This is a genomic window from Bradyrhizobium centrosematis (assembly GCF_045571495.1).
In the GTDB taxonomy this organism is placed as follows: Bacteria; Pseudomonadota; Alphaproteobacteria; order Rhizobiales; family Xanthobacteraceae; genus Bradyrhizobium; species Bradyrhizobium centrosematis.
Genome location: NZ_CP120703.1, coordinates 2,742,497 through 2,765,460 on the forward strand (window position 1 = coordinate 2,742,497; position 22,964 = coordinate 2,765,460).

Annotated in this window: 20 protein-coding genes; 9 read left to right on the plus strand and 11 right to left on the minus strand. The window is 65.3% G+C overall.

All coding sequences use genetic code 11. The features are described 5' to 3' along the window. Window positions 1–112: 112 nt before the first annotated feature. The 3 genes from P6U31_RS13105 (at window position 113) to P6U31_RS13115 (ending at window position 2,475) form a co-directional block, all read left to right on the plus strand. Window positions 113–1,141, plus strand: coding sequence for an NAD(P)/FAD-dependent oxidoreductase (locus P6U31_RS13105; protein ID WP_407188849.1), 1,029 nt, complete (start codon window positions 113–115; stop codon window positions 1,139–1,141). Between the two features lie 105 nt (window positions 1,142–1,246). Continuing rightward, a complete protein-coding gene (locus P6U31_RS13110) occupies window positions 1,247–1,840 on the plus strand; it encodes a DUF2147 domain-containing protein (protein WP_407188851.1) in 594 nt (197 codons plus the stop codon). Window positions 1,841–2,118: 278 nt separating this feature from the next. After that, entirely contained in the window at window positions 2,119–2,475 is a 357-nt protein-coding gene (locus tag P6U31_RS13115; protein ID WP_407188852.1) for a hypothetical protein, read from the plus strand. A gap of 52 nt (window positions 2,476–2,527) precedes the next feature. Here P6U31_RS13115 and P6U31_RS13120 read toward each other — a convergent pair whose 3' ends face one another. From P6U31_RS13120 to P6U31_RS13160, 9 genes are all read right to left on the minus strand, one after another. Continuing rightward, a complete protein-coding gene (locus tag P6U31_RS13120; RefSeq protein WP_407188854.1) occupies window positions 2,528–2,797 on the minus strand; it encodes a hypothetical protein in 270 nt (89 codons plus the stop codon). A gap of 193 nt (window positions 2,798–2,990) precedes the next feature. After that, window positions 2,991–4,532, minus strand: coding sequence for a galactarate dehydratase (gene garD, locus P6U31_RS13125; RefSeq protein ID WP_407188855.1), 1,542 nt, complete (start codon window positions 4,530–4,532; stop codon window positions 2,991–2,993). A gap of 118 nt (window positions 4,533–4,650) precedes the next feature. Further along, on the minus strand, window positions 4,651–6,099 hold the full coding sequence (locus tag P6U31_RS13130; RefSeq protein ID WP_407188856.1) for an aldehyde dehydrogenase family protein: 1,449 nt from the start codon (window positions 6,097–6,099) through the stop codon (window positions 4,651–4,653). 77 nt (window positions 6,100–6,176) lie between these two features. Beyond that, entirely contained in the window at window positions 6,177–7,520 is a 1,344-nt protein-coding gene (gene gudD, locus P6U31_RS13135) for a glucarate dehydratase (protein WP_407188857.1), read from the minus strand. A gap of 25 nt (window positions 7,521–7,545) precedes the next feature. Next, window positions 7,546–8,490, minus strand: coding sequence for a 5-dehydro-4-deoxyglucarate dehydratase (gene kdgD / locus P6U31_RS13140; protein WP_407188859.1), 945 nt, complete (start codon window positions 8,488–8,490; stop codon window positions 7,546–7,548). A 131-nt stretch (window positions 8,491–8,621) separates the two neighbouring features. Beyond that, window positions 8,622–9,527, minus strand: coding sequence for a LysR substrate-binding domain-containing protein (locus P6U31_RS13145; protein WP_407188861.1), 906 nt, complete (start codon window positions 9,525–9,527; stop codon window positions 8,622–8,624). A 123-nt stretch (window positions 9,528–9,650) separates the two neighbouring features. Continuing rightward, the gene (locus tag P6U31_RS13150) at window positions 9,651–11,003 is read right to left on the minus strand and encodes an MFS transporter (RefSeq protein WP_407188863.1); all 1,353 of its coding nucleotides are present in this window, start codon (window positions 11,001–11,003) and stop codon (window positions 9,651–9,653) included. 148 nt (window positions 11,004–11,151) lie between these two features. Further along, window positions 11,152–13,104, minus strand: a complete 1,953-nt coding sequence (locus P6U31_RS13155) for a hypothetical protein (protein WP_407188865.1) — start codon at window positions 13,102–13,104, stop codon at window positions 11,152–11,154. Between the two features lie 83 nt (window positions 13,105–13,187). After that, on the minus strand, window positions 13,188–14,270 hold the full coding sequence (locus P6U31_RS13160) for a YbhN family protein (RefSeq protein ID WP_407188867.1): 1,083 nt from the start codon (window positions 14,268–14,270) through the stop codon (window positions 13,188–13,190). A gap of 425 nt (window positions 14,271–14,695) precedes the next feature. On the opposite strand from P6U31_RS13160, the gene P6U31_RS13165 reads away from it, so the two are divergent. From P6U31_RS13165 to P6U31_RS13175, 3 genes are all read left to right on the plus strand, one after another. Continuing rightward, window positions 14,696–15,202 (plus strand): ferritin-like domain-containing protein, encoded by a 507-nt coding sequence (locus P6U31_RS13165; RefSeq protein WP_407188869.1) that lies wholly within the window; start codon window positions 14,696–14,698, stop codon window positions 15,200–15,202. A 166-nt stretch (window positions 15,203–15,368) separates the two neighbouring features. After that, window positions 15,369–16,775: an MFS transporter gene (locus P6U31_RS13170; RefSeq protein ID WP_407188871.1), complete on the plus strand. Its 1,407-nt coding sequence runs from the start codon at window positions 15,369–15,371 to the stop codon at window positions 16,773–16,775. A 113-nt stretch (window positions 16,776–16,888) separates the two neighbouring features. Further along, the gene (locus P6U31_RS13175) at window positions 16,889–19,288 is read left to right on the plus strand and encodes an EAL domain-containing protein (protein WP_407188873.1); all 2,400 of its coding nucleotides are present in this window, start codon (window positions 16,889–16,891) and stop codon (window positions 19,286–19,288) included. 3 nt (window positions 19,289–19,291) lie between these two features. On the opposite strand, the gene P6U31_RS13180 is transcribed toward P6U31_RS13175, so the two are convergent. After that, a complete protein-coding gene (locus tag P6U31_RS13180; protein WP_407188874.1) occupies window positions 19,292–19,726 on the minus strand; it encodes a hypothetical protein in 435 nt (144 codons plus the stop codon). An 80-nt stretch (window positions 19,727–19,806) separates the two neighbouring features. Here P6U31_RS13180 and P6U31_RS13185 point away from each other — a divergent pair, with 80 nt between their 5' ends. Next, entirely contained in the window at window positions 19,807–20,394 is a 588-nt protein-coding gene (locus tag P6U31_RS13185) for a hypothetical protein (protein ID WP_407188876.1), read from the plus strand. A gap of 101 nt (window positions 20,395–20,495) precedes the next feature. Next, complete coding sequence (locus P6U31_RS13190) at window positions 20,496–21,086, plus strand: YdcF family protein (protein WP_407188877.1); 591 nt, start codon at window positions 20,496–20,498, stop codon at window positions 21,084–21,086. Between the two features lie 3 nt (window positions 21,087–21,089). On the opposite strand, the gene P6U31_RS13195 is transcribed toward P6U31_RS13190, so the two are convergent. Continuing rightward, window positions 21,090–22,433, minus strand: a complete 1,344-nt coding sequence (locus P6U31_RS13195) for a PLP-dependent aminotransferase family protein (RefSeq protein ID WP_407188879.1) — start codon at window positions 22,431–22,433, stop codon at window positions 21,090–21,092. A 234-nt stretch (window positions 22,434–22,667) separates the two neighbouring features. On the opposite strand from P6U31_RS13195, the gene P6U31_RS13200 reads away from it, so the two are divergent. Further along, window positions 22,668–22,856: a DUF1127 domain-containing protein gene (locus tag P6U31_RS13200; RefSeq protein ID WP_407188881.1), complete on the plus strand. Its 189-nt coding sequence runs from the start codon at window positions 22,668–22,670 to the stop codon at window positions 22,854–22,856. Window positions 22,857–22,964 lie beyond the last annotated feature (108 nt).

A 22,964-nucleotide genomic window follows, 5' to 3' on the forward strand; every position in this document is an offset into this window, starting at 1 on the left:
GGGGCGCTCCCGCTTTTATGCCTTCCCTGATCCATCCCCGTTGGCTAGACAGGCAGGGTCACCTCTGCCCGCCGGGCGCCGTCAAACAGATAACGACAGATAAAGAGACGACATGAGCGACGCGATCAAAACCGATGTGCTGATTATTGGCGCCGGCCCCTGCGGTCTGTTCGCCGCCTTCGAGCTCGGCCTTCTCGACATGAAGGCGCATTTCGTCGACATCCTCGACAAGGTCGGCGGCCAGTGCGCCGAGCTCTATCCGGAAAAACCGATTTACGATATTCCTGGCATTCCGCAGGTTTCAGGGCAGGGTCTCACCGACGCGCTGATGGAGCAGATCAAGCCGTTTCATCCGACCTTCCATCTCGGCGAGATGGTCGAGACCGTGGAGAAGATCGGCGATCCCTTGTTTCGCTGCACCACGGATGCCGGCAAGGTGTTCGAATGCAAGGTGGTGGTGATCGCGGCCGGCGGCGGCTCATTCCAGCCGAAGCGTCCGCCGGTGCCGGGCATCGAGGCCTATGAAGGCACTTCGGTGCATTACGCCGTGCGCAAGATGGAGACGTTCCGCGACAAGAACGTGCTGATCGTCGGCGGCGGTGATTCCGCGCTCGACTGGACGCTCAATCTGCATCCGATTGCGAAGCGCATCACGCTGCTGCACCGGCGTGACGAGTTTCGCGCCGCGCCCCACAGCGTCGAGCAGATGCGCGCACTGGTTGCCGGCGGCAAGATGGATCTGAAACTCGGCCAGGTCACGGCGCTGTCGGGCGCCGACGGCAAGCTCACCGGCGCGACCGTGAAGGGCAATGACAACAGCAGCACCGAAATCGCCTGCGACACCATGCTGCCGTTCTTCGGCCTGACCATGAAGCTCGGTCCGGTCGCGAACTGGGGCATCGCGCTGGAGAACAACCTGGTGCCGGTCGAGACATCCGCGTTCGAGACCAACGTGCCCGGCATCTTTGCGATCGGCGACATCAACACCTATCCCGGCAAGATCAAGCTGATCCTGTGCGGCTTCCACGAGGGCGCGCTGATGTCGCAAAAAGCCCATCGCTACGTCTATCCGGAAAAGCGGCTCGTGTTCCAATACACGACCTCCTCCTCCAGCCTGCAAAAGAAGCTCGGTGTCAACTGACGGAAGCGGGCGGGCAGGGGATGCCCCATGTTTCTGGTGCTGGATCAGTTCGCGAAATCGCCGTAGTCTGCGGCCATTCCGGTCGTGGAATAACAAGGTGATCCAATGCGGCATTTCTCCAGCTTTCGGCTGCTCCCATTCCTTGCGTTCGCGTTGTCGCTCGCGACGGTGACGCCGTCTGCGGCGCAGACCGCCGAGCCCACGGCGGCGGGCCTGTGGCAGAAGGTCGAAGATGGCAAGACGGTCGGATGGTTTCTCTTCATCGATCACAACGGCGTCTTCGAAGGCGTGATCGCAAAGACCTTTCCGCGGCCCGGCGACAATCCGAACGAGGTCTGCAGCAAGTGCACCGACGACCGCAAGAACGCGCCGGTGCTCGGCATCTCCTTCGTCCGCAACATGAAGCGCGAAGGATTGAAGTACGAAGGCGGCAACGTGCTCAATCCGCGCGACGGCCAGATCTGGAAGGCCAACATGAAGGTCAGTCCAGATGGCCAGACCCTGACCCTGCGCGGCTATCTCGGCATCGCTCTGCTCGGCAAGGACGAGACCTGGACGCGTCTGCCTGATGCCAACATCGCCCAGGTCGATCCTGCCATCGTTGCGAAGTATCTGCCTGCGCAGGCCGCCGCAGCAAAGCCGCCGGCGCCCGCGACGAAGAAGGGCGGCGCCATGATGGCGCCGGTACCGAAGCAGTAGGGCCCGCAAGCACCGTGCTGCTGCCTGATCGGCGGTAGCTTTCAGCGCACAATCATTCCCCGCATGAGCAGACGGTCTGCGTGGCCACATCCGCCGAAAGGCGAATGGGGGCCGAGCCTGCTCCAGTAGTTCCCCGGAATGCGCGTTGGCGCCGGATTTGCATAGCTGGCGGCAAAGCCGCTGGGGAGCGAGTCGCCGTCTCCATGCCTGCCGCACGCTGTGCTGCGGGCAGACGGTGGCGTTTGCCTCGCGGCGATCACTTCGACCGCGGAGACGACATGAGACCTGCAAGACAGTGTGCCGCCGCGCTGCTGGGCCTGACCGCTCTGCTGACGAGTTCAGCGCTGGCACGCGACGACGGGCGCTACGCCAACTCGCCGCTCAAGCCCTGGTTCGAAAGCCTGCACAGCGAATTCGGTCAATGCTGCTCCGACGCCGACGGCTACGTCATTGCCGACGTGGACTGGGAATCCGACCGCGGCCGCTACCGCGTCCGCATCGATGACGAGTGGGTCGTGGTGCCCGATGGCGCCGTGATCACCGTGCCGAACAAGATCGGCCGCACCATAGTGTGGAAGCACTATATCGACGGTCATCCGCGCGTGCGCTGCTTCATGCCGGGCAGCATGACGTGAAAACGCTGGCGGTGCCCGCATCAGATGCAGGCGCCGCAAGCGTTACGGAAGCTTAGCGCGCGTTGTTGCCCGCACTTGCGCTGGCGAGCCGCTTCGCACGCGGCGACAGCACCGAAATCTGCACGGGCGAGGCGGGCATGCCGGCGACGATCATAGTGGGAGCGGCCGACTGCTCCTCGACACCGGCAGCGCCGAGCACCTGCACCTGTGTCGCCGAGATCGGCAGCGACTGCACTTCGTAAGAGGGAAGCTCGCCGCCGAAGGCAGAGGTCGCGCTCGCAATCACGGCGCTGGCGAGGGCAATCGTTGTGAGAACACGCATTGGAAAAATCTCCGTTGAAGATGGCAATCGGAGGTTTGGTCTTGACGATGCAGGAAGAGGTTCGCTCGTATGCGGACTTTCGATGGGCCCTCAGCGAACATAATGGTTGCGTGAGGCGAACGAACGAAACCGGGGAAGAAGCTTTTCGCACCAATGTTTCCGGACGGTTTCGTGGAAAGCTGCTGGTCGGCTCTCAGGTCACCGGGGCCGGATTGAACAACGTCAGGTCGTTGTGAATGCCCCAGCGGTCCGACCACGGCTTGGTGCGGCCAGAGGCGACGTCGAGGATCAGGCGGAACAGGTCCCAGCCTGTTTCCTCGATGGTCTTCTCGCCGGTTGCGATCTTGCCGGCATCGAAGTCGATCAGGTCCTTCCAGCGCCGTGCGAGCTCGCTGCGCGTTGCGACCTTGATCACGGGCGCTGCGGCAAGGCCGTAGGGCGTGCCGCGGCCGGTGGTGAACACCTGCAGCGTCATGCCGGAGGCGAGTTGCAGCGTGCCGCAGATGAAGTCGGAGGCCGGCGTTGCGGCGAACAGCATACCCTTCTGCGTCGCCTTCTCGCCGGGCGAAAGCACGCCGGTGATGGCGCTCGAGCCGGACTTCACGATCGAGCCCAATGATTTCTCGACGATGTTGGCAAGGCCGCCCTTCTTGTTGCCGGGCGTGGTGTTGGCGCTGCGGTCGGCGCCGCCGCGGGCCAGATAGGAATCGTACCAGGCCATCTCGCGCACCAGCGCGCGGCCGACGTCCTCGTTGATGGCGCGTCGCGTCAGCAGCTGGATGGCGTCGCGCACTTCCGTGACTTCGGAGAACATCACGGTGGCGCCGGCGCGCACCAGGAGGTCCGCGGCGAAGCCGACGGCGGGGTTCGCGGTGACGCCGGAGAAGGCATCGCTGCCGCCGCATTGCAGGCCGATCACGAGGTCGGACGCCGGGCAGGTCTCGCGCTTGCGGGTGTTGAGCACCTTCAGCCGTGCCTCGGCCTGAGTCATGATCGCCTCGACGATCGCGCCGAAACCGTCGAAGGCCTCGTCCTGCATCCGCACGATGGCATCGTTCACGCCCTCCGGCACCAGCCGTTCGGGTGCGAGCTTCTCGCAGCCGAGGCCGACGACCAAGATCTCGCCGCCGAAATTCGGGTTGAGCGCGAGGTTCTGCAGCGTGCGGATCGGCACCACCGCGTCGGGCGCGGTGATGGCGACGCCGCAGCCATAGGCGTGCGTCAGCGGCACGACGTCGTCGACGTTAGGGTACTTCGGCAGCAGCTCGGCGCGGATGCGCTTGACGGCATATTCCATCGTGCCCTTGACGCATTGCACGGAGGAGGAGATGCCGAGGATGTTCTTGGTGCCAACCGAGCCGTCCGGATTGCGATAGCCTTCGAAGGTGAAGCCTTCGAGCGGCGGCAGCGGCGCGGGGACGGCGGTGGAGATCTCGAGCTTGTCGAGGGCAGGGGCTTCCGGCATGCGAATGCGCGCCTCGTCCACCCATTCGCCGGCCAGGATCGGCGACAGCGCATAGCCGATGATCTCGCCGTAGCGGATGATCGGTGCGCCTTCCGCGATATCGACCAAAGCCGTCTTGTGCCCCTGCGGTACGAACGCGCGCAACGTCAGACCGCTGGCGAAGCGGGAGCCGGCGGGAAGCCCGAAATCATTGACCACGATCGCGACATTGTCGCGCTCGTTGAGCTTGATGTAGCGGGGCTGCTCTTTCGCTGCGACGTCCTGGTCCATCGAGGATTCCGGATTTGTAGGGTGGGTTAGCGCAGCGTAACCCACCTCTTCTGCTTCCGCGGACACAGATATTGGTGGGTTACGCTGCGCTAACCCACCCTACGATCCCGACGATGTCTCAGCCCGGGAACGTATAGGCCGTCTTCACCGTGGTGTAGAACTCGCGCGCGTAGGAGCCCTGCTCGCGGGCGCCGTAGCTCGAGCCCTTCCGGCCGCCGAACGGCACGTGATAGTCGACGCCGGCGGTCGGCAGATTGACCATCACCATGCCGGACTCGCTGTTGCGCTTGTAGTGCGAGGCGTATTTCAGGCTGGTGGTGCAGATGCCGGAGGCGAGGCCGAACTCGGTATCGTTGGAGATCGCCAGCGCCTCCTCGTAGTTCTTGGCGCGGATGACGGCGGCGACAGGGCCGAAAATTTCCTCGCGCGCGATGCGCATGTTGTTGTTGGCCTCGGTGAACAGCGCCGGCTGCAAATAGTGACCGGGGGTCTCGCGCTTGAGCAGCTCGCCGCCGAAGGCGAGCTTGGCGCCCTCGTCCTGGCCGATCTTGATGTAGCGCAGGTCCTGGTCGAGCTGGCTCTGGTCGACCACGGGGCCGATATGCACGCCGGTCTTGAGCGCATCGTCGACCGACAGGCTGTTCAGGCGCTCGGCCATTGCAGCGACGAAACGGTCATGGATGCCCTCGGTGACGATCAGGCGGGACGAGGCGGTGCAGCGCTGGCCGGTCGAGAAATAGGCACCGTTGACGGCGACATCGACGGCGGTCTTCAGGTCCGCATCGTCGAGCACGACCAGCGGGTTCTTGCCGCCCATCTCGAGCTGGAATTTCTTCATCGGGTTCGAGAGCACGCAGGCCTGCGCGATCTTGCGCCCTGTTTGCACCGAGCCGGTGAAGGAGATCGCGGCCACATCCGGGTGATCGAGCAGCGTCTGGCCGACCACCGAGCCGGAGCCGACCACGAGGTTGAACACGCCGGCGGGAATGCCGGAGCGGGTGATGATCTCGGACAGCGCATGTGCCGAGCCCGGCACCAGCTCGGCCGGCTTGAACACCACCGTGTTGCCGTAGCAGAGCGCCGGCGCGATCTTCCAGGCGGGAATCGCGATCGGGAAATTCCAGGGCGTGATCATGCCGACGACGCCGACCGGCTCACGGGTGAGCTCGACGTCGAGGCCCGGACGAACCGAGGCGCCCTTCTCGCCGATCAGGCGCAGCGCCTCGCCAGCGAAGAAGGCAAAGATCTGGCCGGCGCGTGCGACCTCGCCGATGCCCTCGGGCAGGGTCTTGCCTTCCTCGCGCGCCAGCAGGCGGCCGAGCTCTTCCTTGCGGGCGAGGATCTCGAGCGAAATCTTGTTCAGTGCGTCGTAGCGCACCTGCGGCGTCGACTGCGACCAGGCGGGGAAGGCCGCCTTGGCGGCGGCGATGGCCTTCTCGGTCTGCGCCTTGTCGGCCTTGGCGTATTCGCCGACGACGTCGTTGGTGTTGGAGGGGTTGATGTTCCTGGTGACGCCGGAGCCGTCGACCCATTCGCCGCCGATGAAGTTCTTCAGGATCGCAGTCATCTTTTCCTCCATGTTCAAGGGCATGATCCTGATCGGACAACCGGTGTCCACTTTTCCGGGATCATGCCTGAAGTATTTTAACGCACGAGGCAGGGACGCTTGTCTTCGAAGGTCCAGCCTGGGATCAGGTCCTGCATGGCAATAGCGTCATCCCGGGCGCCAAGTCCATGCTGCTTGTAGAGGTCATGCGCCGCGTCGATAGCGGCCCTGTCGATTTCGATACCCAGGCCCGGCCGGTCCGGGACCGAAATCTTGCCGCCCTTGATCAGGAGCGGCTCCCTCGTCAGGGCCTGACCGTCCTGCCAGATCCAGTGGGTATCGATCGCGGTGACCTTGCCGGGGGCGGCGGCGCCGACATGGGTGAACATCGCCAGCGAAATGTCGAAATGGTTGTTGGAGTGCGAGCCCCAGGTCAGGCCGTTGTCGCGGCAGGTCTGGGCGACGCGCACCGAGCCTTGCATGGTCCAGAAATGGGGATCGGCCAGTGGAATGTCCACCGCGCCCAGGCGGAGCGCATGGGAGAGCTGGCGCCAGTCGGTTGCGATCATGTTGGTCGCGGTCGGCAGCCCCGTGGCGCGGCGGAACTCGGCCATGATCTCACGGCCGGAGAAGCCGGCCTCGGCGCCGCAGGGGTCCTCGGCATAGGCGAGGATGCCGTGCATGCCTTTACAGAGGCTGATCGCCTCGTCCAGCGACCAGGCGCCGTTGGGGTCGAGCGTCACCCGTGCGTTCGGGAAGCGCTTTGCGATGGCCGTGACGGCCTCGATCTCCTGCTCGCCGCGCAGCACGCCGCCTTTCAGCTTGAAATCGGCGAAGCCGTAATGGTCGTGGGTGGCTTCGGCGAGCCGGACAACAGTCTCCGGCGTCATCGCCTCCTGGTGGCGGAGGTTGAACCACTCGGGCTTGCCAGTTTCGCCCGTGACGTAGTCGAGCTTGCTCTTGCGCCGGTCGCCGACGAAGAAGAGGTAGCCGAGCGTCTCGACGCTGTTGCGCTGCTGGCCTTCGCCGAGCAGGGCGGCGACCGGCAGGCCGAGATGCTGGCCGAGCAGATCGAGCAGCGCGGATTCGATGGCCGTGACTGCGTGGATCATGACGCGGAGATCGAAGGTCTGCTTGCCGCGGCCGCCGGCATCACGGTCGGCGAATGCGGTGCGGATGTCGGCGAGGATGTTGTTCATCGCGCCGACGGTCTTGCCGATCACGAGATCCCTGGCGTCCTGAAGCGTCTGCCAGATCTTCTGCCCGCCCGGCACCTCGCCGACGCCGGTATGGCCGGCATTGTCGGTGAGGATGATGATGTTGCGGGTGAAGAACGGCGCGTGCGCGCCGCTGAGGTTGAGGAGCATGCTGTCGCGGCCCGCGACCGGGATCACCTGCATCGCCGTGACGACCGGTGCGCCAGAAACCTCTGTCTGGGCCATCACACGCTCCTCCTCTTGTTCGCTGCTATTCTGCAGCCTGTTGTGACGATCGTGCGGCGGGAAGCTTCTCGACCAGCGCGGTCAGCTCCGCGATCTCCTGCTCGGTGAGGTCGGTGAGCGGCGGACGGACCGGGCCGGAATCGCGGCCGATCACCTTCATGCCGGCCTTGATGATCGAGACCGCATAGCCCTTCTTGCGGTTGCGGATCGCGATCAGCGGTAGGATGAAGTTTTTCAGGCCGGCCTGGATGGTGGCGTGGTCGCGCTTGCGTACGGCGGTGTAGAAATTGGTCGCGAACTCCGGCACGAAGTTGAACACGGCCGAGGAATACGTGGTCACGCCCATGTCGAGATAGGGCAGCGCGAAGGTCTCCGCGGTCGGCAGGCCGCCGACATAGGTGAGGCGATCACCGAGCTTGGTGTAGACGCGGGTCATCAGCTCGATGTCGCCGATGCCGTCCTTGTAGCCGACGAGGTTCGGGCAGCGCTCGGCCAGGCGAGCCAGCGTATCGGGCTGCAAAATCGCGTTGTCGCGGTTATAGACGATGACGCCGATCTTCACGGCGGCGCAGACCGCCTCGACATGAGCGGCAAGGCCCTCCTGCTCGGAATGGGTGAGATAGGGCGGCAGCAGCAACAGACCGTCGGCGCCAGCCTTTTCCGCACCGATCGCGATCTCGCGGGCGATCGCAGTGCCATAGCCGGTGCCGGCGAGCACGGGCACGCGGCCCTTGGTCTCGTCGACGGCGACCTTGACGATTTCAGGAACCTCGGTCGGCGTCAGCGAGAAGAACTCGCCGGTGCCGCCGGCGGCGAACAGGCCGGCAACCTCGTAACCGCACAGCCAGTCCATGTTGGCGCGGTAGGTTGCCTCGTCGAAGGAGTAGTCAGCCTTGAAGGGCGTGACGGGGAATGACAGGAGGCCCGATCCGATCTTCTGGGCCATTTCCTGCGGGGTCATCTTGCTCACGGGCGCTGCTCCCTTCGTGCGTATCGTGGAGGACGCGAGCCTTGAGGGCTGCGCGTCCATGCGCCGAGGTTTAGGAGACCGTTCGATGCGGGTCCAAGCCAAAGCCTATATCGACCGATGCGAAATCAGCATCAATCTTCCGCCACCTCCGCGGAGGACAATTCGCCGGCGATTTTGACCAGCGCCGACAGCAGCGGATTCTCGTCCTCGCGCCGCCAGACCATGAACAGCTCGACGGGAACGCGCGTGCGCAGCTTCAGCGGCCGCAGCCGCACGTCGGAAATCTTCAGGCTCGCAGCCGCCGCCGGCACGATGGCAAGGCCGAGGCCGGCGCGCACCATGGCGAGGATCGAGTGGATCTGGCTCAGATGCTGGACGTAGCGCGGCAGCACGTCGGCGCGGGTGAACAGCGCCACCAGCAGGTCGTGGAAGTAGCGGCTCTCATAGGGCGAATACATCACGAAGGGCTGGTCGTCGAAATCCTTGATGGTGACGCTGTCGGCATTCGCGAGCGGATGCCTCTTCGGAATCGCCGCGAGCAGAGGTTCGGCGACGACGCGGCGGCTGGCGAGCTCGGGGCGCGCGATCGGCGGCCTGAGCAAGCCGGCGTCGATCTGGCCCGAGGTCAGCGCCTCGAACTGGTCGCCCGACACCATCTCCTTCAGCGAGAAATCCACCTCGGGCAGCCTGGCGCGGCAGGCGGCGACGAGCTCGGGCAGGAAGCCATAGGCCGCGGCCGCGGTGAAGCCGATCTTCAGCGAGCCGGTCTTGCCGAGCGCGATGCGGCGGGCGACCTGCGAAGCGCTTTCGGCCAGCTTGAGAATGCGTCGCGCCTCCGGCAGGAAGCTGCGTCCGGCAGGGGTGAGGCGGACCGAGCGGCTGGTGCGCTCCAACAGCGGCGCATCGATGATGTGCTCGAGCACCTGGATCTGCCGGGACAGCGGCGGCTGCGTCATGTTCAGCCGCGCGGCGGCGCGGCCGAAATGCAACTCCTCCGCCACCGTGACGAAACAGCGGAGCTGGTTGAGGTCGAACATCGATACATGCCTTAGATGAATAAGGCGTTTCCCCGGCACTTCTAGCATCGATCACCCCCAAAACAAAGACGGCGGCTTTTCGGGCCGCCGTTGAGTTGCCTGGTCAAGCTCCCATGGGAGCCCTCAGGAGGAACGTTTGAGCGTCACCCGCTCGATTTTGCCGACGATGACGAGATAGGCGAACGCCGCCACCAGCGCGTTGAGACCGACGAACACCAGCGCCCCGTTGAAGGAGCCGGTCGCGGCGAGGATGTAGCCGATCACGATCGGCGTGGTGATCGAGGACAAATTGCCGAAAGTGTTGAACAGGCCGCCCGAGACGCCGCCGGCTTCCTTCGGCGAGGTGTCGGAGACGACCGCCCAGCCGAGCGCACCGATGCCCTTGCCGAAGAAGGCGAGCGCCATGAAGCCGACCACCAGCGCCTGTCCCTCGACATAGTTGCAGGCGATGATCGACATCGACAGCAGCATGCCGCCGACGATCGGGATCTTGCGCGCCATGGTTAGCGAGCCGGTCCGGCGCAGGATCGCATCGGAGATGATGCCGCCGAGCACGCCGCCAATGAAGCCGCACAGCGCCGGCAGCGTCGCGACGAAGCCGGCCTGCAGGATCGACAGGCCGCGCTCCTTGACGAGGTAGACCGGAAACCAGGTCAGGAAGAAATAGGTCAGCGTGTTGATGCAGTACTGGCCGAGATAGACGCCGAGCATCATGCGGTTGGAGAGCAGCTGGCGGATGTGATCCCAGCCGGAGCCGGCCTCGGGCGCATGCGCGCGCGGCAGATCGTCCTTGGCCGCATCGAGATCGACCAGCGCGCCGCCCTCCTTGATGTAGTCGAATTCGGCCTCGTTGATCGAGGGATGCTCCTTCGGGCCGTAGATGGTCTTGAGCCAGACGAGGCCCATGACGATGCCGAGCGCGCCCATCACGAAGAACACGAAACGCCAGCCATAGGCGTGCGCGATCCAGCCCATCAGCGGCGCGAAGATCACGGTGCCGAAATACTGCCCCGAATTGAAGAAGGCCGACGCGGTGCCGCGCTCATTTCCCGGAAACCACGCCGCGACGATGCGGGCATTGGCGGGAAAGGAGGGCGCTTCCGCGACGCCGACAAGGAGGCGGAGCGCGAACAGAACGACGACGGCAGCGCCGGCGCTGAGGAAGCCGACCCAGCCCTGCATCAGCGTGAACAGCGACCAGATGACGATGCTGAAGGCATAGACGAGGCGCGAGCCGTAGCAGTCGAGCAGCCAGCCGCCCGGCACCTGCGCCACGACATAGGACCAGCCGAATGCCGAGAAGATCCAGCCCATGGCGACGGGATCGAGATGCAACTCCTTGGAGAGGGCGGGACCTGCGATCGACAACGTGGCCCGGTCGGCATAATTGACCGTGGTCACCAGGAACAACATGGTCACGATGAGCAGCCTGACGCGAGATCTCCTCGCGTCCGTTGCGGACACCACTGCGCTCATCAGGCGCCTCCTTGAAACTTGAACATTTCCTCAAGGCGACTCCTAGAGGCGCGCGCGGCGAAGTGTCCAAGTTCAAGGCAGTATCGATCGATGCCGTTTTTGGATTGATGGAACGGCGGCTGCGAGCGGGAGAGAGCTCGCTTTGCTTCTACTGCTGCGCGCTCGGCAACAGTTGCGGCAACAACCCGCGCGTCACGTTCGGTGGCACGGCGTCCAGCCCAAGTACGGCGCTTGCGGCCGGCAGCGCCGCATCCGCCATCGCGGCGTGGCCCTCGGCGCTCGGATGCACTGCGCCGCCATAGACGGCGGAGAGCACGCCCCAGGTCGCGTCGTGAATGTCGGTCGGCTGGCTCGCCGCCGGCAAGCCTTGCGGATAGGTCATCGCAGCGAAATAGCTGTCATTGGCGTCGCGGATCCAGCGCGCGCGGGGCAGATAGGCGCGATACTCGGAGGCGCCGCGGCCGCACAGCATCGGCTGGCTCGCCGCGCTGACGATATCGGGATTGAAGCTCTGGCCGTTCTCGGCAAAGCAGCTGCGGTCGAATTCGGGATCATTGCCGGAATGCGCGCAGAAGCCGTGATCGGCGAACGCGGCCTGATGCGCATCGACGAAGGTCATGCGGTCGGACTCCTGATCGCGGCACAGTGCGCCGCGCGTGCAGGTGGCGAGCCCCTTCAATTGCGGCAGGAACTCGGTATCGACGAAGGTCGAGACGCGGGCAAGGCGCTGCGGATCGGCGTTGAAGGACGGATGGATGTCGAAGCCGGCCCGGCCGCCGCGGCAGGGCACGCCGCCATCGGCGAGCGCGGGATTGGCGTAGGAGACGTAGACCACATGCGAGAGGTCGCCGCCGACCAGCGGCTTCAGTGCCTCGCGCAGCTTGACGAAGTTCTGCGGCAACTCACGCGCCAGCGCGTCGCGGGAATCATCGACGCTTGCCATCACGCCGGAGCGGCGGAACAGCGCCCGCTCGGTCGCGGTGTCGACGATGACGTCGGCGACGAGGCCGGAGAAGTACACGTCGTTGGCGCCGACCGAGAGCAGCACGAGGTCGAGCGTGCGGTCGGGCTGACGCTTCTTCGCCGCGGTCAGGGCCTCGCGCAACTCGGCGACTTGCGCGGTCACGCTGGTGTTGCAGACGCCGGTCTTGCCGGGCGGACATTCGCGGGCGCGCTGCGAGCCGAGCAGCCCGTCACCGATGCTGGCGCCGGTGCAGGCGAGCGGCAGGTAGGTCACCGCGATGTGGGTGTAGCGCACCGCGAGCGTCAGCGCGGTGCGTGTCTGGTAGCTGTACAGCGAGCGGTGGCAGGGCGCGTTGAACCAGAGTGCGCTGTAGCGCTGCCAGTTTGCGAGCGTGTCCGGCGCCTCGCAGGCGCGGCCGCCCTTGAAGCCGTGGCGGCTCGGCCGGTAGTACTGCGCGCCGGCCGTGCCGAGATAGGAGCGGAAGCAGAAGCCTTCGTCCGACAGTGCCAGCGGGCGGTCCGGATTGCCTTCGCCCGAGGCAATGCTGTCCCCGAGGCCGGCGATAAAGATGTCGCGGACCTGGATCTCGGTCTGGACGCGCTGGGTCGGGTCGGAGCCGGAGGAGACGTCCACGGTTGCGACCGTCTGCTTGCCGTAGCGGACCCGCAAGTTGATCGGCTCAGCGCAGTCAAAGGTCGATTGTTGCGGACCGTCGCCGTCGTCGAACGACCAGGCGCAGGTGGCGCCGACCGGCACGGCGCCAACGAGGCGCACGGTGACGGGATGGTCGATCGGGGTGAGGTAGTTTTCCTTGGTATTGTCGCGGGTGCAGGGCTGGTTGACGCGGCCCTGAAGGTCGATGCAGAGGCGGTTGACCATGTTGCGGGCCCAGCCGCGGCCTTCGCTCTGCAGCTCCAGCGATTGCTCGGCGGCCAAGATGCTGCGGTTACGCGCATTCTCGACATGGAGCAGGAAGTCGCGCTCCTCCCGGAACAGCCGGAAGCGGTTACGCACCTCCCAGCTGATCTGCAGGGGGCCAGCATCCTGCGCGGCGGCACGCTCGGCCGGCAAAATGGTCAAAAGCCCGGCCAGCAACAGGGCGCTTGCGGAAAGGGTACGAAGGAATAGAGGGATCATGGCCCGCGTCTTCAACGGCAAAGTTGAGGCGGAAATAAGAGACGATCGCGCTTCCGCCCGCAACCTTTGTCTAGCCGCGTGCCTTACCGCTTATTGGCCTGCCGCAGCAGCCGCTCGCGCTCCATCGGCGTCACCTCTTTCGGCAGGTTGGCCTGCGCGCAGGCTTCCGCCAGCCGCCGCCGCTCCTGCCAGGGCTCGACCACGTTCATCCAGAGTTCGCGCGTGCCCATGATGGAGATGGCGAGGCCGAACGGGATCACGAAATAGAGAATGCGGAACACCAGGAGCGTAGCCAGAAGCTGCTCGCGGCCGAACTCGGGCAGCGCCAGCAGCATGGCGGCATCGAACACGCCGATCGAGCCGGGCGCGTGGCTGGCGAAGCCGAGCAGCGTGGCCAGGATGAACACCACGGCCAGCGACATGAAGTCGATCGGCGGATTGACCGGCATCAGGAGGTACATCGCGGTGGCGCAGAAGCCCAGATCGACCACGCCGATCAGGATCTGGACCAGCGTCAGCGGCGCCGACGGCAGCACCACCTTCCAGCCCTTTTGGCCGAGCTCGCGCCGCTTCTCGCCCATGCAGAGCCAGACCAGGTAGGCGACGATCGAGGCGAGGCCGCCGAGCGCGATCAGCCGATTGAGCGACGACGGCAGCTGATCCATCGAGGAGGCGGCATCCGGATGGATGGCCATGCCGATCGAGAGCACGAAGATGTTACCGAGCCAGAAGGTCAGGCCCGACAGGAAGCAGATCTTTGCGACGTCGATCGCGTTCAGCCCGTAGTCCGAATAGATCCGGAAGCGGATCGCCCCGCCGGTGAACACGGTGGCGCCGATGTTGTGGCCGATCGAATAGGACGTGAAGCTGGAGAGCGCCGCGATGCGATAGGGCACGTGCTTCTTGCCGATCGTTCGCAGTGCAAAAAAGTCGTAGAAGGTCAGCGTACAGAACGCGAAAAACACGCAGACCGCCGCCATCCCGATACTCCCGCGGGGAATCTCGGTTAACGCCGTCAGGATGACCCCGGTATCGATGCCCTTCAGGGTCCGCACCAGCGTGGTGATCGCGAAGGCGATGATCAAAATGCTCGCGGCAACTCCGAGCCGTCGCCAACCGATCCATCTCTTGAAGCCGCGCTTCAGCGCGGGCAGCAGTCCGTGCATTCATCCTCCCGGCGGGGGCAAGACCGACCGGGCCAGGCATTGGCCAGTCGGGTGCGATCATGGCCAAAGGCAGGCATCGATCGCTAGGCATGATCCAGCTCATTTAAGGCAAAAACAGCGGCTTGTGCAGCCCTTGACAACAATAGGTTCTGCGTCGGACCGGTCAGCTTTGTCATATGCGGTTCACATCGGAGGCGCGTTAAGCATATGAGTCGTGAAACCGGCGCGGCGCGCGCGTTTCTTATGTCGGCATGATTGCAGATCCCGGTGCGGTCCGCATTGTTCCAGCGCAAGCGATGCGGTCTTTTTGGAACGTCGATGCCGCGCACTCGTTGTGGCCCCATCAGCAACCGAACATGGCGGAATGAGCGGCTTTTTCGCACGAGCCGCCGCCTTCGTGTTCCAGAAACCGAGAGGACCGAACGATGGGACTGTTCACAAAGGACATCAAAACCATGAACGACCTGTTCGTGCACCAGCTCCAGGACATCTATTACGCCGAGCAGCAGCTGACCAAGGCGCTGCCGAAAATGGCAAGCAAGGCCACCGACCCGCAGCTGAAACAGGGCTTTTTGACGCACCTTGAGGAAACCAAGCAGCACGTCTCGCGGCTCGAGGAAGTCTTCAAGATGCATGGCGTTGCCGTGAAGGCGGTCGACTGCCCCGCGATCGACGGCATCATCGAGGAAGCCGACGAGACTGCCGGCGAAGTCGCCGACAAGGCGGTGCTCGATGCCGCGCTGATCAACGCGGCGCAGGCTGCCGAACATTACGAGATCGTCCGTTACGGCAGCCTGATCGCCTGGGCCAAGCAGCTCGGCCGCAACGATTGCGCCAGCGTGCTCGCCAAGACGCTGGAGGAAGAGAAGGCGACCGACAAGAAGCTGACGACGCTCGCCGAGAGCAAGGTGAACCTGCGCGCGGCGAGCTAAAGCTGAGGGTGTAACGACGGAAGCGCCGCGCGGCCGTTCGCGCGGCGCTTTGCTTCCTCACCGCAAGCATGCGGCAGCTGTGTTGAGCATCCACCATTCGGTCGTTATCGAAGCATGGAGCGCCGTGATAACGTATATTTCGCAGGGGCTGCAATCGAGGTGCAGCATGCGAGCCACCACCATTGAACATGAAAATTTTCAGGACGGAGCCTCGGTACCGCGTGCCTGCTCGCGTCTTGCGACCTCTCTCACGCTGGCCGCGATGAGTCTCGGCTATGGCGTGGTGCAGCTCGACGTCACCATCGTCAATACGGCGCTCGATGCGATGGGAAAGGCGCTTGGCGGCGGCGTTGCCGAGCTGCAATGGGTGGTCAGCGCCTACACCATTGCGTTCGCCGCCTTCATCCTCACGGCCGGCGCGCTTGGCGACCGCATCGGCGCCAAGCGTGTTTTCATGGCGGGGTTCGCGATCTTCACCCTGGCCTCAGTCGCCTGCGCGCTGTCGCCCAACGCGGCCATCCTGATCGGCGCGCGGCTGGTCCAGGGGCTGGCGGCGGCGATCTTGGTGCCGAATTCGCTTGCTCTGCTCAATCATGCCTATGCCGACGACCGCGCCCGCGGCCGTGCGGTCGCGGTCTGGGCTGCAGGCGCGAGCCTGGCGCTCACCGCCGGCCCCTTCGTCGGCGGCGCGCTGATCACGCTGGTCGGTTGGCGCGCGATCTTCCTGGTCAATCTGCCGATCGGGCTGGCCGGCCTGTGGCTGAGCTGGCGCTATTCCAGCGAGACCACCCGGGCGCGCTCCCGCGAGATCGATCTGCCCGGTCAGCTCGCTGCGATCGCGGCGCTAGGCGCGCTGGCCGGCGCGATCATCGAAGGCGGTGCGCTGGGCTGGAGGCATCCGGCCGTGATCGCGGCCTTTGTCGGCGCCGCCGTTCTCTCCGCTCTCTTCATCTGGCGCGAGAGCCGCGCGGCGCAGCCGATGCTGCCGCTGTCGCTGTTCGGCCACAGACTGTTCGCCCTGACCTCGCTGGTCGGCCTGCTCGTCAATGTCGCGATCTACGGCCTGATCTTCGTGCTGAGCCTGTATTTCCAGCGCGTCAACGGGCTGTCGGCGTGGTGGACCGGGCTCGCTTTCGTTCCGATGATGGGGGCGGTGCTGCCGGTCAATCTGCTGGCGCCGCGCCTCGCCGAGCGCATCGGCCCGTGCCCCACCATCGTGGTCGGTGCCTGCGTCTCGACGCTCGGCTGTGTCGGTTTGTTGGAGATCGCGGCCGACACGAGTTATTGGATGATCTGCGCGCAGATGATTGCGATCAGCGGTGGACTCGGGCTCTTGGTGCCGCCGCTAACCTCGACTTTGCTGGGCAGCGTCGACAAAGCGCGCTCCGGGATCGCGGCGGGCGTGCTCAACGCGACGCGGCAGACCGGCAGCGTTCTCGGGGTCGCGTTGTTTGGTTCGCTGATCGCCGGGACAGGCGCGTTCATGGACGGCCTGCATATGTCGCTGGTCATTTCAGCGGCGGTCTTGTTGCTGGCTGCGGCGGTGATCGGCCTCGGTGCGCCGGCGCGATGAACAATGTGAGCGAACCTACACATGCTCCATTTACCATTCGTGGACCGGGAACATAGCGGGTTACCGATCGTCCACCTCTGTCGGTTCAAGTGCGGGTCCAGAGGGGCCCACCGATGTATCAAGTTCTCTACTGTCTCACCGAAGAGCACGATTGGCGGCTGGTCGCGCTTGGCGGCGCGGTGTGTCTGCTCGCCAGCGCGGCAGCGATCAGCCTGTTCCACCGGGCGCGCGCGGCACAGGGCCTCGGGCGTCTGGCCTGGATCGGCCTCGATGCTGCCGTCAGCGGATGCGGCATCTGGGCGACGCATTTCATCGCGATGCTGGCCTACGGGCCGGGAGGCACGGGTGCCTACAACATCCCGGTGACGATCCTGTCGTTGATCTTTGCGATCTCCGTCACTTTCGTAGGGCTGAGCATCGCCGTATCGTCTGCGCGTGCGGTGTGGATCGTGCTTGGCGGTGCCATCGTCGGCGCCGGTGTCGCGGCGATGCATTACACCGGCATGGCGGCGCTGGAGATACCGGCGCGGGTAAACTGGATCGGTGGCACGGTCGCCGTCTCGGTGCTGTCCGGAATCCTCTTTACGGCACTTGCCTTGTTCGTGGCGGCGCGATGCGACGACCTCTTCCATGCGCTGACAGCGACGGCCCTGCTGACGGTCGCCATCGTCGCGCATCATTTCACGGCCATGGGCGCCGTGCTGCTGACACCGGATCCGACGATTGCGATCAGCGGCCTGTCGATCCCGCCGGCCTCGCTGTCCTTCCTCACCGCCAGCGCTGCGGTTGCGATCATCGCGATCGCGCTCGTGGCCGCGCTGCTCGACCGCCGTGCCACGGGCCAATTGGGGGCCCAGCAAATGGTGTTGGACACGGCGCTCGAGAACATGTCGCAGGGGCTGTGCATGTTCGACGCCGACGGCAAGATCATCTTGTTCAACGAGCGCTACGCGGCGATGCTTCGCCGCACCGATATCGCACTCACCGGCCGCCTATTGGTCGACGTATTACGGGACGAGCAGGCCAAGGGGCAGTGGCAGGGCGATGCGGATGAATTCTTCGCCCGCCTCGTCGCCGACGCGCGCGAGGGCCGCACCACCACCGATGTCGTCAACCGGTTCGGCCGCTCCATCCGGGTGGTCAACCAGCCGATGCAGGGCGGCGGCTGGGTTGCGACCTTCGAGGACATCACCGAATGGCTGGAGGCGCAGGCCAAGATATCGCACATGGCGCGCCATGACGCGCTGACCGGCCTGCCGAACCGCGTGCTGTTCCACGAGCAGCTCGAGCAGGGCCTGCGCCGGACGAGGTCAGGCGATCAGCTCGCGGTGCTCTGTCTCGATCTCGATCATTTCAAGGACATCAACGACTCGCTCGGCCATCCCATCGGCGATGCGCTGCTGAAGGAGGTCGGCCGCAGGCTGACGGCCGGCGTCGGCGAAAGCGACACCGTGGCCCGGCTCGGCGGTGACGAGTTCGCCGTGGTCCAGATCGGACGCTCCGAGGAAACGGCTGCGAGATCGCTCGCCCGCCGCCTCGTCGAGGTGATCTCGGCGCCTTACGACATTGACGATCATCAGATCGTGATCGGCGTCTCGATCGGCATCTCGCTGTCGCCGCAGGACGGCAGCAACGCCGACGAGTTGCTGAAAAACGCCGACCTCGCGCTCTATCGCGCCAAGGCGGACGGCCGCGGCACTTATCGCTTCTTCGAGACCGGCATGGATGCTCGCGCGCAGGCACGGCGCCTTCTGGAGATGGATCTGCGCGCGGCGCTGCAACGCGGCGAGTTCGAGCCCTATTACCAGCCCATCCGCGACGTCGTCAGCGGCCGCGTCGTCGCCTTCGAGGCGCTGCTGCGGTGGAACCATCCGCAGCGCGGACTGATTGCTCCTGTCGACTTCATCCCGCTGGCCGAGGAGACCGGACTGATCGTCCAGCTCGGCGATTTCGTGCTGCGCTCCGCCTGCGTCGACGCGGCCACCTGGCCGGACGATGTCGACCTCGCCGTCAATCTGTCGCCGGTGCAGTTCAAGAATCCGAACCTGATTGCATCCGTCAACGAAGCATTGGCCGCTTCGGGACTCGATGCGCACCGCCTCGAGCTCGAGATCACCGAATCGGTGCTGCTCCAGAATAGCGAGGCGACGCTGACCACCCTCCACGAGCTGCGCGGCATGGGATTGCGGATCTCGCTCGACGATTTCGGCACCGGCTACTCGTCGCTGAGCTATCTGCGCAGCTTCCCGTTCGACAAGATCAAGATCGACCGCTCGTTCGTATCGGAGCTGGCGACGCGCGAGGACTCCATGGCGATCATCCGCGCCGTGACCGGCCTCGGCCGCAGCCTCGGCATCGTTACGACGGCGGAAGGCGTCGAGAACGATGCGCAGCTCGAGCTGCTCAGGCGCGAGGGCTGCAACCAGGCGCAGGGCTATCTGTTCAGCAAGCCGCGTCCGGCCTCCGACGTGACGATCATGCTGGACCGCCCGCGGCTGCGGGCATCGGCCTGAGGGTCAGCCGCGGCGCAGCGCGAAATGGGCGCCGCAAAACGCCATGACGGCGCCGAGGCACAGCGCGGCGAGCCCGGCCAGCACGCCCGAGACGGTCGGGATCGGGCTCGGTGCGGAGGCTGCCTGCCCAGCCCCCGCCAGCAGGAGCACGCCCACCGCAATCAGGAACTGACGCATGCGCTGCGGGATCTGGCCGGAGACCGCGCTCTGCATCAGCGTTGCGGTGAAATAGCCGCCGGAAAAGCCGACCGTGGCAATCAGCCACCAGGCGATCGCCGCGCCCGCGGGGATGAACTCATGCGTGTCGGAGCGCCAGAGCCCGCCGAGGTCGAGGCCATAGCGCGCGCCCAGCATGTGCACCGCGAGTGCCAGCAGCACGCCGGAGATCATGGCAGCACCGAGAATCAGGCGGCGCGGAAAAAAGGTCGTCTCAACCATGCCCCGCTTGTAGGATGGGCGAGGGCGATCGCGCAAGCGGATCGCTGGGCGGGATGGCGCGGACGGGATCGATTGTCGGGATGCAGGGTTCGAATGCCGAGGCTGCGCCAGTCACGAGCTATGCCTACAAGGCGTCGCTGATCGGCGCGGCGCATCGCTTCGAGCTGACGGAGCAGGGGCTGTCCTGGCACATCGGCGGCCGATCCGGCCTGTGGCCTTATGACGAGATCAGCGCGATCCGGCTGTCGTTCCGTCCGGTGTCGATGCAGCAGCACCGCTTCCGCGCCGATGTCAGTCACAGCAATGGCCGCCGCATCGCGATCCTCTCGACGAGCTGGCAGACCGCGGCGCTGATGGCGCCTCAGGACAACGGCTTTCGCGCCTTCATCGTCGAATTGCATGCGCGGCTGGCGAAGGCCGACAGCCGCGCGGTGCTGACCGCCGGCCTCAGCCGCACGGTTTATGCGGCGACGCTGGCATTGCTTGCGGCGCTGACAGTCGCGATGGCGGGTCTGTTGATCCGTGCGCTCGTGATCGGCGAGGTCGCCGGCGCGCTGTTCATCCTCGGCTTTGCCGCGCTGTTCGCCTGGCAGGTCGGCGGCTTCGTGCGGCGCAACCGGCCGCAAAGTTACAGCTTCGACCACGTGCCCCAGGCTCTGTTACCCTGATGGCCTTGTTGCCCTGATTGCAATCGGCCGCAATCAAATTTGACTTCGCGCGCCGGCGCTGCTGCCGCATCTTGCAGCCATGCCAGTCATGGATCCCATTCATGGATCGCAGCAGGCGTCGGCCCACCGCCGACGAGATCGCCGAGATCAACCGCGCGCACCTGGTCGACACGCCGCTCCGCCCGGCCGATCTGCTGTTCATGTTCGGCACGCGCGAGGACGTCGCGCTGCGGGCCGACACTGCCGCGCGGCTGTGGCGCGAGGGCTATTTCCGCTGGTCGATTGTCAGCGGCGGCGTGACGCCGGGCTCGGAGCAATCCGAGTGCACGGTCATCAAGGCGGCCATGATCGCAGCGGGCATTCCGGCGGAACTTGTCCTCGAAGAGCATCGGGCCATGAACACCGGGGAGAATGTGATCTTCTCGCTGCCGATCATCGATGCGGCGCTCGGCCTTGCCAACATCCGCAGCGTGATCTGTCTCGGCAACACATGGACCGCACGGCGCTATCCGATGACGCTGCACCGGCACTGGCCGGAGGTCGACAAGATGCTGCTCACCGTCGACAGCTTCGCGACGCCGCGCGCGCAGTGGCACACCGATGCCGAATTCAGCCGCCGCATGCTGCATGAATGGGACAAGATCGGACAGTACAAGGCGAAGGGCTTCATCGCGGACTGGCCGGAGGCCTGAGAGCTACTCCGTGGAGTCGAAATCCTCTTCCTTGGTGCCGAGCAGCGACACCAGCGTGCGCAGGCCGGAATCGAGCTGCTCGAAGGTCGGCGGGGCGAGGGCGAGGCGCACCGCGTTCGGTGCATGACCGTGCGCGATCGCGAAGGTGGAAGACGGCGTTAGGGCGATGCCGCGCCGGGCTGCGGCGGCGACGAAAGTCTGCGAGCGCCAATGCGGCGGCAGCGTCAGCCACAGATGATAGGAGCGCGGGTCGGCGGCGAGCTGATAGCCGGCGAGCAGCCTTGCCGCGGTCTGCTGGCGGCGTGCAGCGTCGATGCGTTTCAGGCGTGTGAGCTCGGCGACGGTGCCGTCGGCCATCAGCCGCTGCCCGGCCGCGAGCGCATGGCCGGAGGCGATCCAGCCGCCGGTGCGCACCGCGCTCATCACGCTTTCGCGCAAATGCGGCGGCGCCACGAGGATGCCGAGCGCAAGGCCCGGCGCGACTTTCTTGGACAGGCTGTCGAGCACAATGCAGCGATCCGGTCCGAGCGCGGCGAGCGGCGTATCGTCAGCGAGAAAGCCGTAGACGGCATCCTCGATGACGGTGAGGTCGAGCTTTTCGGCGACACGCATGATGTCGGCACGCCGCGTCGCGTTCATGGTGACGCCGAGCGGGTTCTGGATGATGGGCTGGAGATAGAGTGCCGACAGATGCGCCTCGCGATGCACCTTCTGGATCGCGTCGGGCCGCGCGCCGAATTCGTCCATCGGGATCGGGACCAGCGTGATGCCGAGCCGCGCCGCGATGCTCTTGACGTAAGGATAGGTCAGCGCCTCGACGCCGCAGCGGCCGCCGGTGGGGACGAGCGCGGCGAGCGCCGCCGCGAGCGATTGCTTGCCATTGGCCGTGAAGACGATCTGCTCGGGCTGCGGCGCGAAATCCTTGCGCGCGAGATAGGCGGCGGCAGCATTGCGCGCGCTCTTGGTGCCGGTGCTGGTCGAGACCCGCAGCGCAGATTCGAGCGCATCGACACGCTCCAGTCCCGCAAGGCTCTTCGCGATCATGGCCCATTGCTGCGGCAGCAGCGGGTAATTGACTTCGAAATTGATGCGGGCCTCGGCCGGCTCGCTTGGCGTCTCGACCTCGCGCCTGATGGCGCCGGAGATGAAGGTGCCGCGGCCGACCTCGCCGACGACGAGCCCGCGGCGGAGCAGCTCTGTATAAACCCGGCTCGCCGTCGAGACCGCAATGCCACGGTCGTAGGCAAAATTGCGCTGCGGTGGCAGCCGATCGCCGGGCCTTAACGTGCCGTTAGTGATATCCGAGGCAATGGCATCGGCAAGCTTCACGTACTCGAACTTCGACATTATTGCACCGAGAGCAATGTTTTACTTGCTCCGAGAAGTGTACTGGAGCATTTAAGTTCCATCAAGGTCCGCGATTGAGCCGAGGTGAGCGAGAGCAATCCGACGGCAAATGAGGTGCAGGCGCTGAGTGCGTCCGCGCCAACGGCATCTGCTTCGCCGCGCGGAATGAAAGGCCGGAGAAGAACAATGACCTCGATTTCGCAAACTGCCGGGCGGAGTTTACGCCCATCCTCGATGAGCGGATTTTTTGCAACGCTCGCCCACGCCATCCACGTCCTGTTCGATCGCCTGGAGCGCCGCTCCGCCGTCAAGACGCTGAACGAGCTCGACGAGCGCGCCCTGCGCGACATCGGGATCACCCGCAGCCAGATCGAGGACGCCGTCTACGGGCAATTCAAGGCTGAGCTGTCGCGGTATTTGTAAGGCGGTTCTGTCACGCTCGTTCCGTGTCCCGGACGCGACGCAGCGCTGCGTCCGGGCACGAGAGCGGTGTTCGGCGCCCAATTGCTTCCACATGGTCATTGCGAGCCA

Excerpts from the sequence above, each read along its gene's own strand:
- P6U31_RS13105 (WP_407188849.1), top strand. The coding sequence starts at position 113 with ATGAGCGACGCGATCAAAACCGATGTGCTGATTATTGGCGCCGGCCCC.
- P6U31_RS13110 (WP_407188851.1), top strand. The coding sequence starts at position 1,247 with ATGCGGCATTTCTCCAGCTTTCGGCTGCTCCCATTCCTTGCGTTCGCG.
- P6U31_RS13115 (WP_407188852.1), top strand. The coding sequence starts at position 2,119 with ATGAGACCTGCAAGACAGTGTGCCGCCGCGCTGCTGGGCCTGACCGCT.
- P6U31_RS13120 (WP_407188854.1), bottom strand. The coding sequence starts at position 2,797 with ATGCGTGTTCTCACAACGATTGCCCTCGCCAGCGCCGTGATTGCGAGC.
- garD (WP_407188855.1), bottom strand. The coding sequence starts at position 4,532 with ATGGACCAGGACGTCGCAGCGAAAGAGCAGCCCCGCTACATCAAGCTC.
- P6U31_RS13130 (WP_407188856.1), bottom strand. The coding sequence starts at position 6,099 with ATGACTGCGATCCTGAAGAACTTCATCGGCGGCGAATGGGTCGACGGC.
- gudD (WP_407188857.1), bottom strand. The coding sequence starts at position 7,520 with ATGGCCCAGACAGAGGTTTCTGGCGCACCGGTCGTCACGGCGATGCAG.
- P6U31_RS13145 (WP_407188861.1), bottom strand. The coding sequence starts at position 9,527 with ATGTTCGACCTCAACCAGCTCCGCTGTTTCGTCACGGTGGCGGAGGAG.
- P6U31_RS13150 (WP_407188863.1), bottom strand. The coding sequence starts at position 11,003 with ATGAGCGCAGTGGTGTCCGCAACGGACGCGAGGAGATCTCGCGTCAGG.
- P6U31_RS13155 (WP_407188865.1), bottom strand. The coding sequence starts at position 13,104 with ATGATCCCTCTATTCCTTCGTACCCTTTCCGCAAGCGCCCTGTTGCTG.
- P6U31_RS13160 (WP_407188867.1), bottom strand. The coding sequence starts at position 14,270 with ATGCACGGACTGCTGCCCGCGCTGAAGCGCGGCTTCAAGAGATGGATC.
- P6U31_RS13165 (WP_407188869.1), top strand. The coding sequence starts at position 14,696 with ATGGGACTGTTCACAAAGGACATCAAAACCATGAACGACCTGTTCGTG.
- P6U31_RS13170 (WP_407188871.1), top strand. The coding sequence starts at position 15,369 with ATGCGAGCCACCACCATTGAACATGAAAATTTTCAGGACGGAGCCTCG.
- P6U31_RS13175 (WP_407188873.1), top strand. The coding sequence starts at position 16,889 with ATGTATCAAGTTCTCTACTGTCTCACCGAAGAGCACGATTGGCGGCTG.
- P6U31_RS13180 (WP_407188874.1), bottom strand. The coding sequence starts at position 19,726 with ATGGTTGAGACGACCTTTTTTCCGCGCCGCCTGATTCTCGGTGCTGCC.
- P6U31_RS13185 (WP_407188876.1), top strand. The coding sequence starts at position 19,807 with ATGCAGGGTTCGAATGCCGAGGCTGCGCCAGTCACGAGCTATGCCTAC.
- P6U31_RS13190 (WP_407188877.1), top strand. The coding sequence starts at position 20,496 with ATGGATCGCAGCAGGCGTCGGCCCACCGCCGACGAGATCGCCGAGATC.
- P6U31_RS13195 (WP_407188879.1), bottom strand. The coding sequence starts at position 22,433 with ATGTCGAAGTTCGAGTACGTGAAGCTTGCCGATGCCATTGCCTCGGAT.
- P6U31_RS13200 (WP_407188881.1), top strand. The coding sequence starts at position 22,668 with ATGAGCGGATTTTTTGCAACGCTCGCCCACGCCATCCACGTCCTGTTC.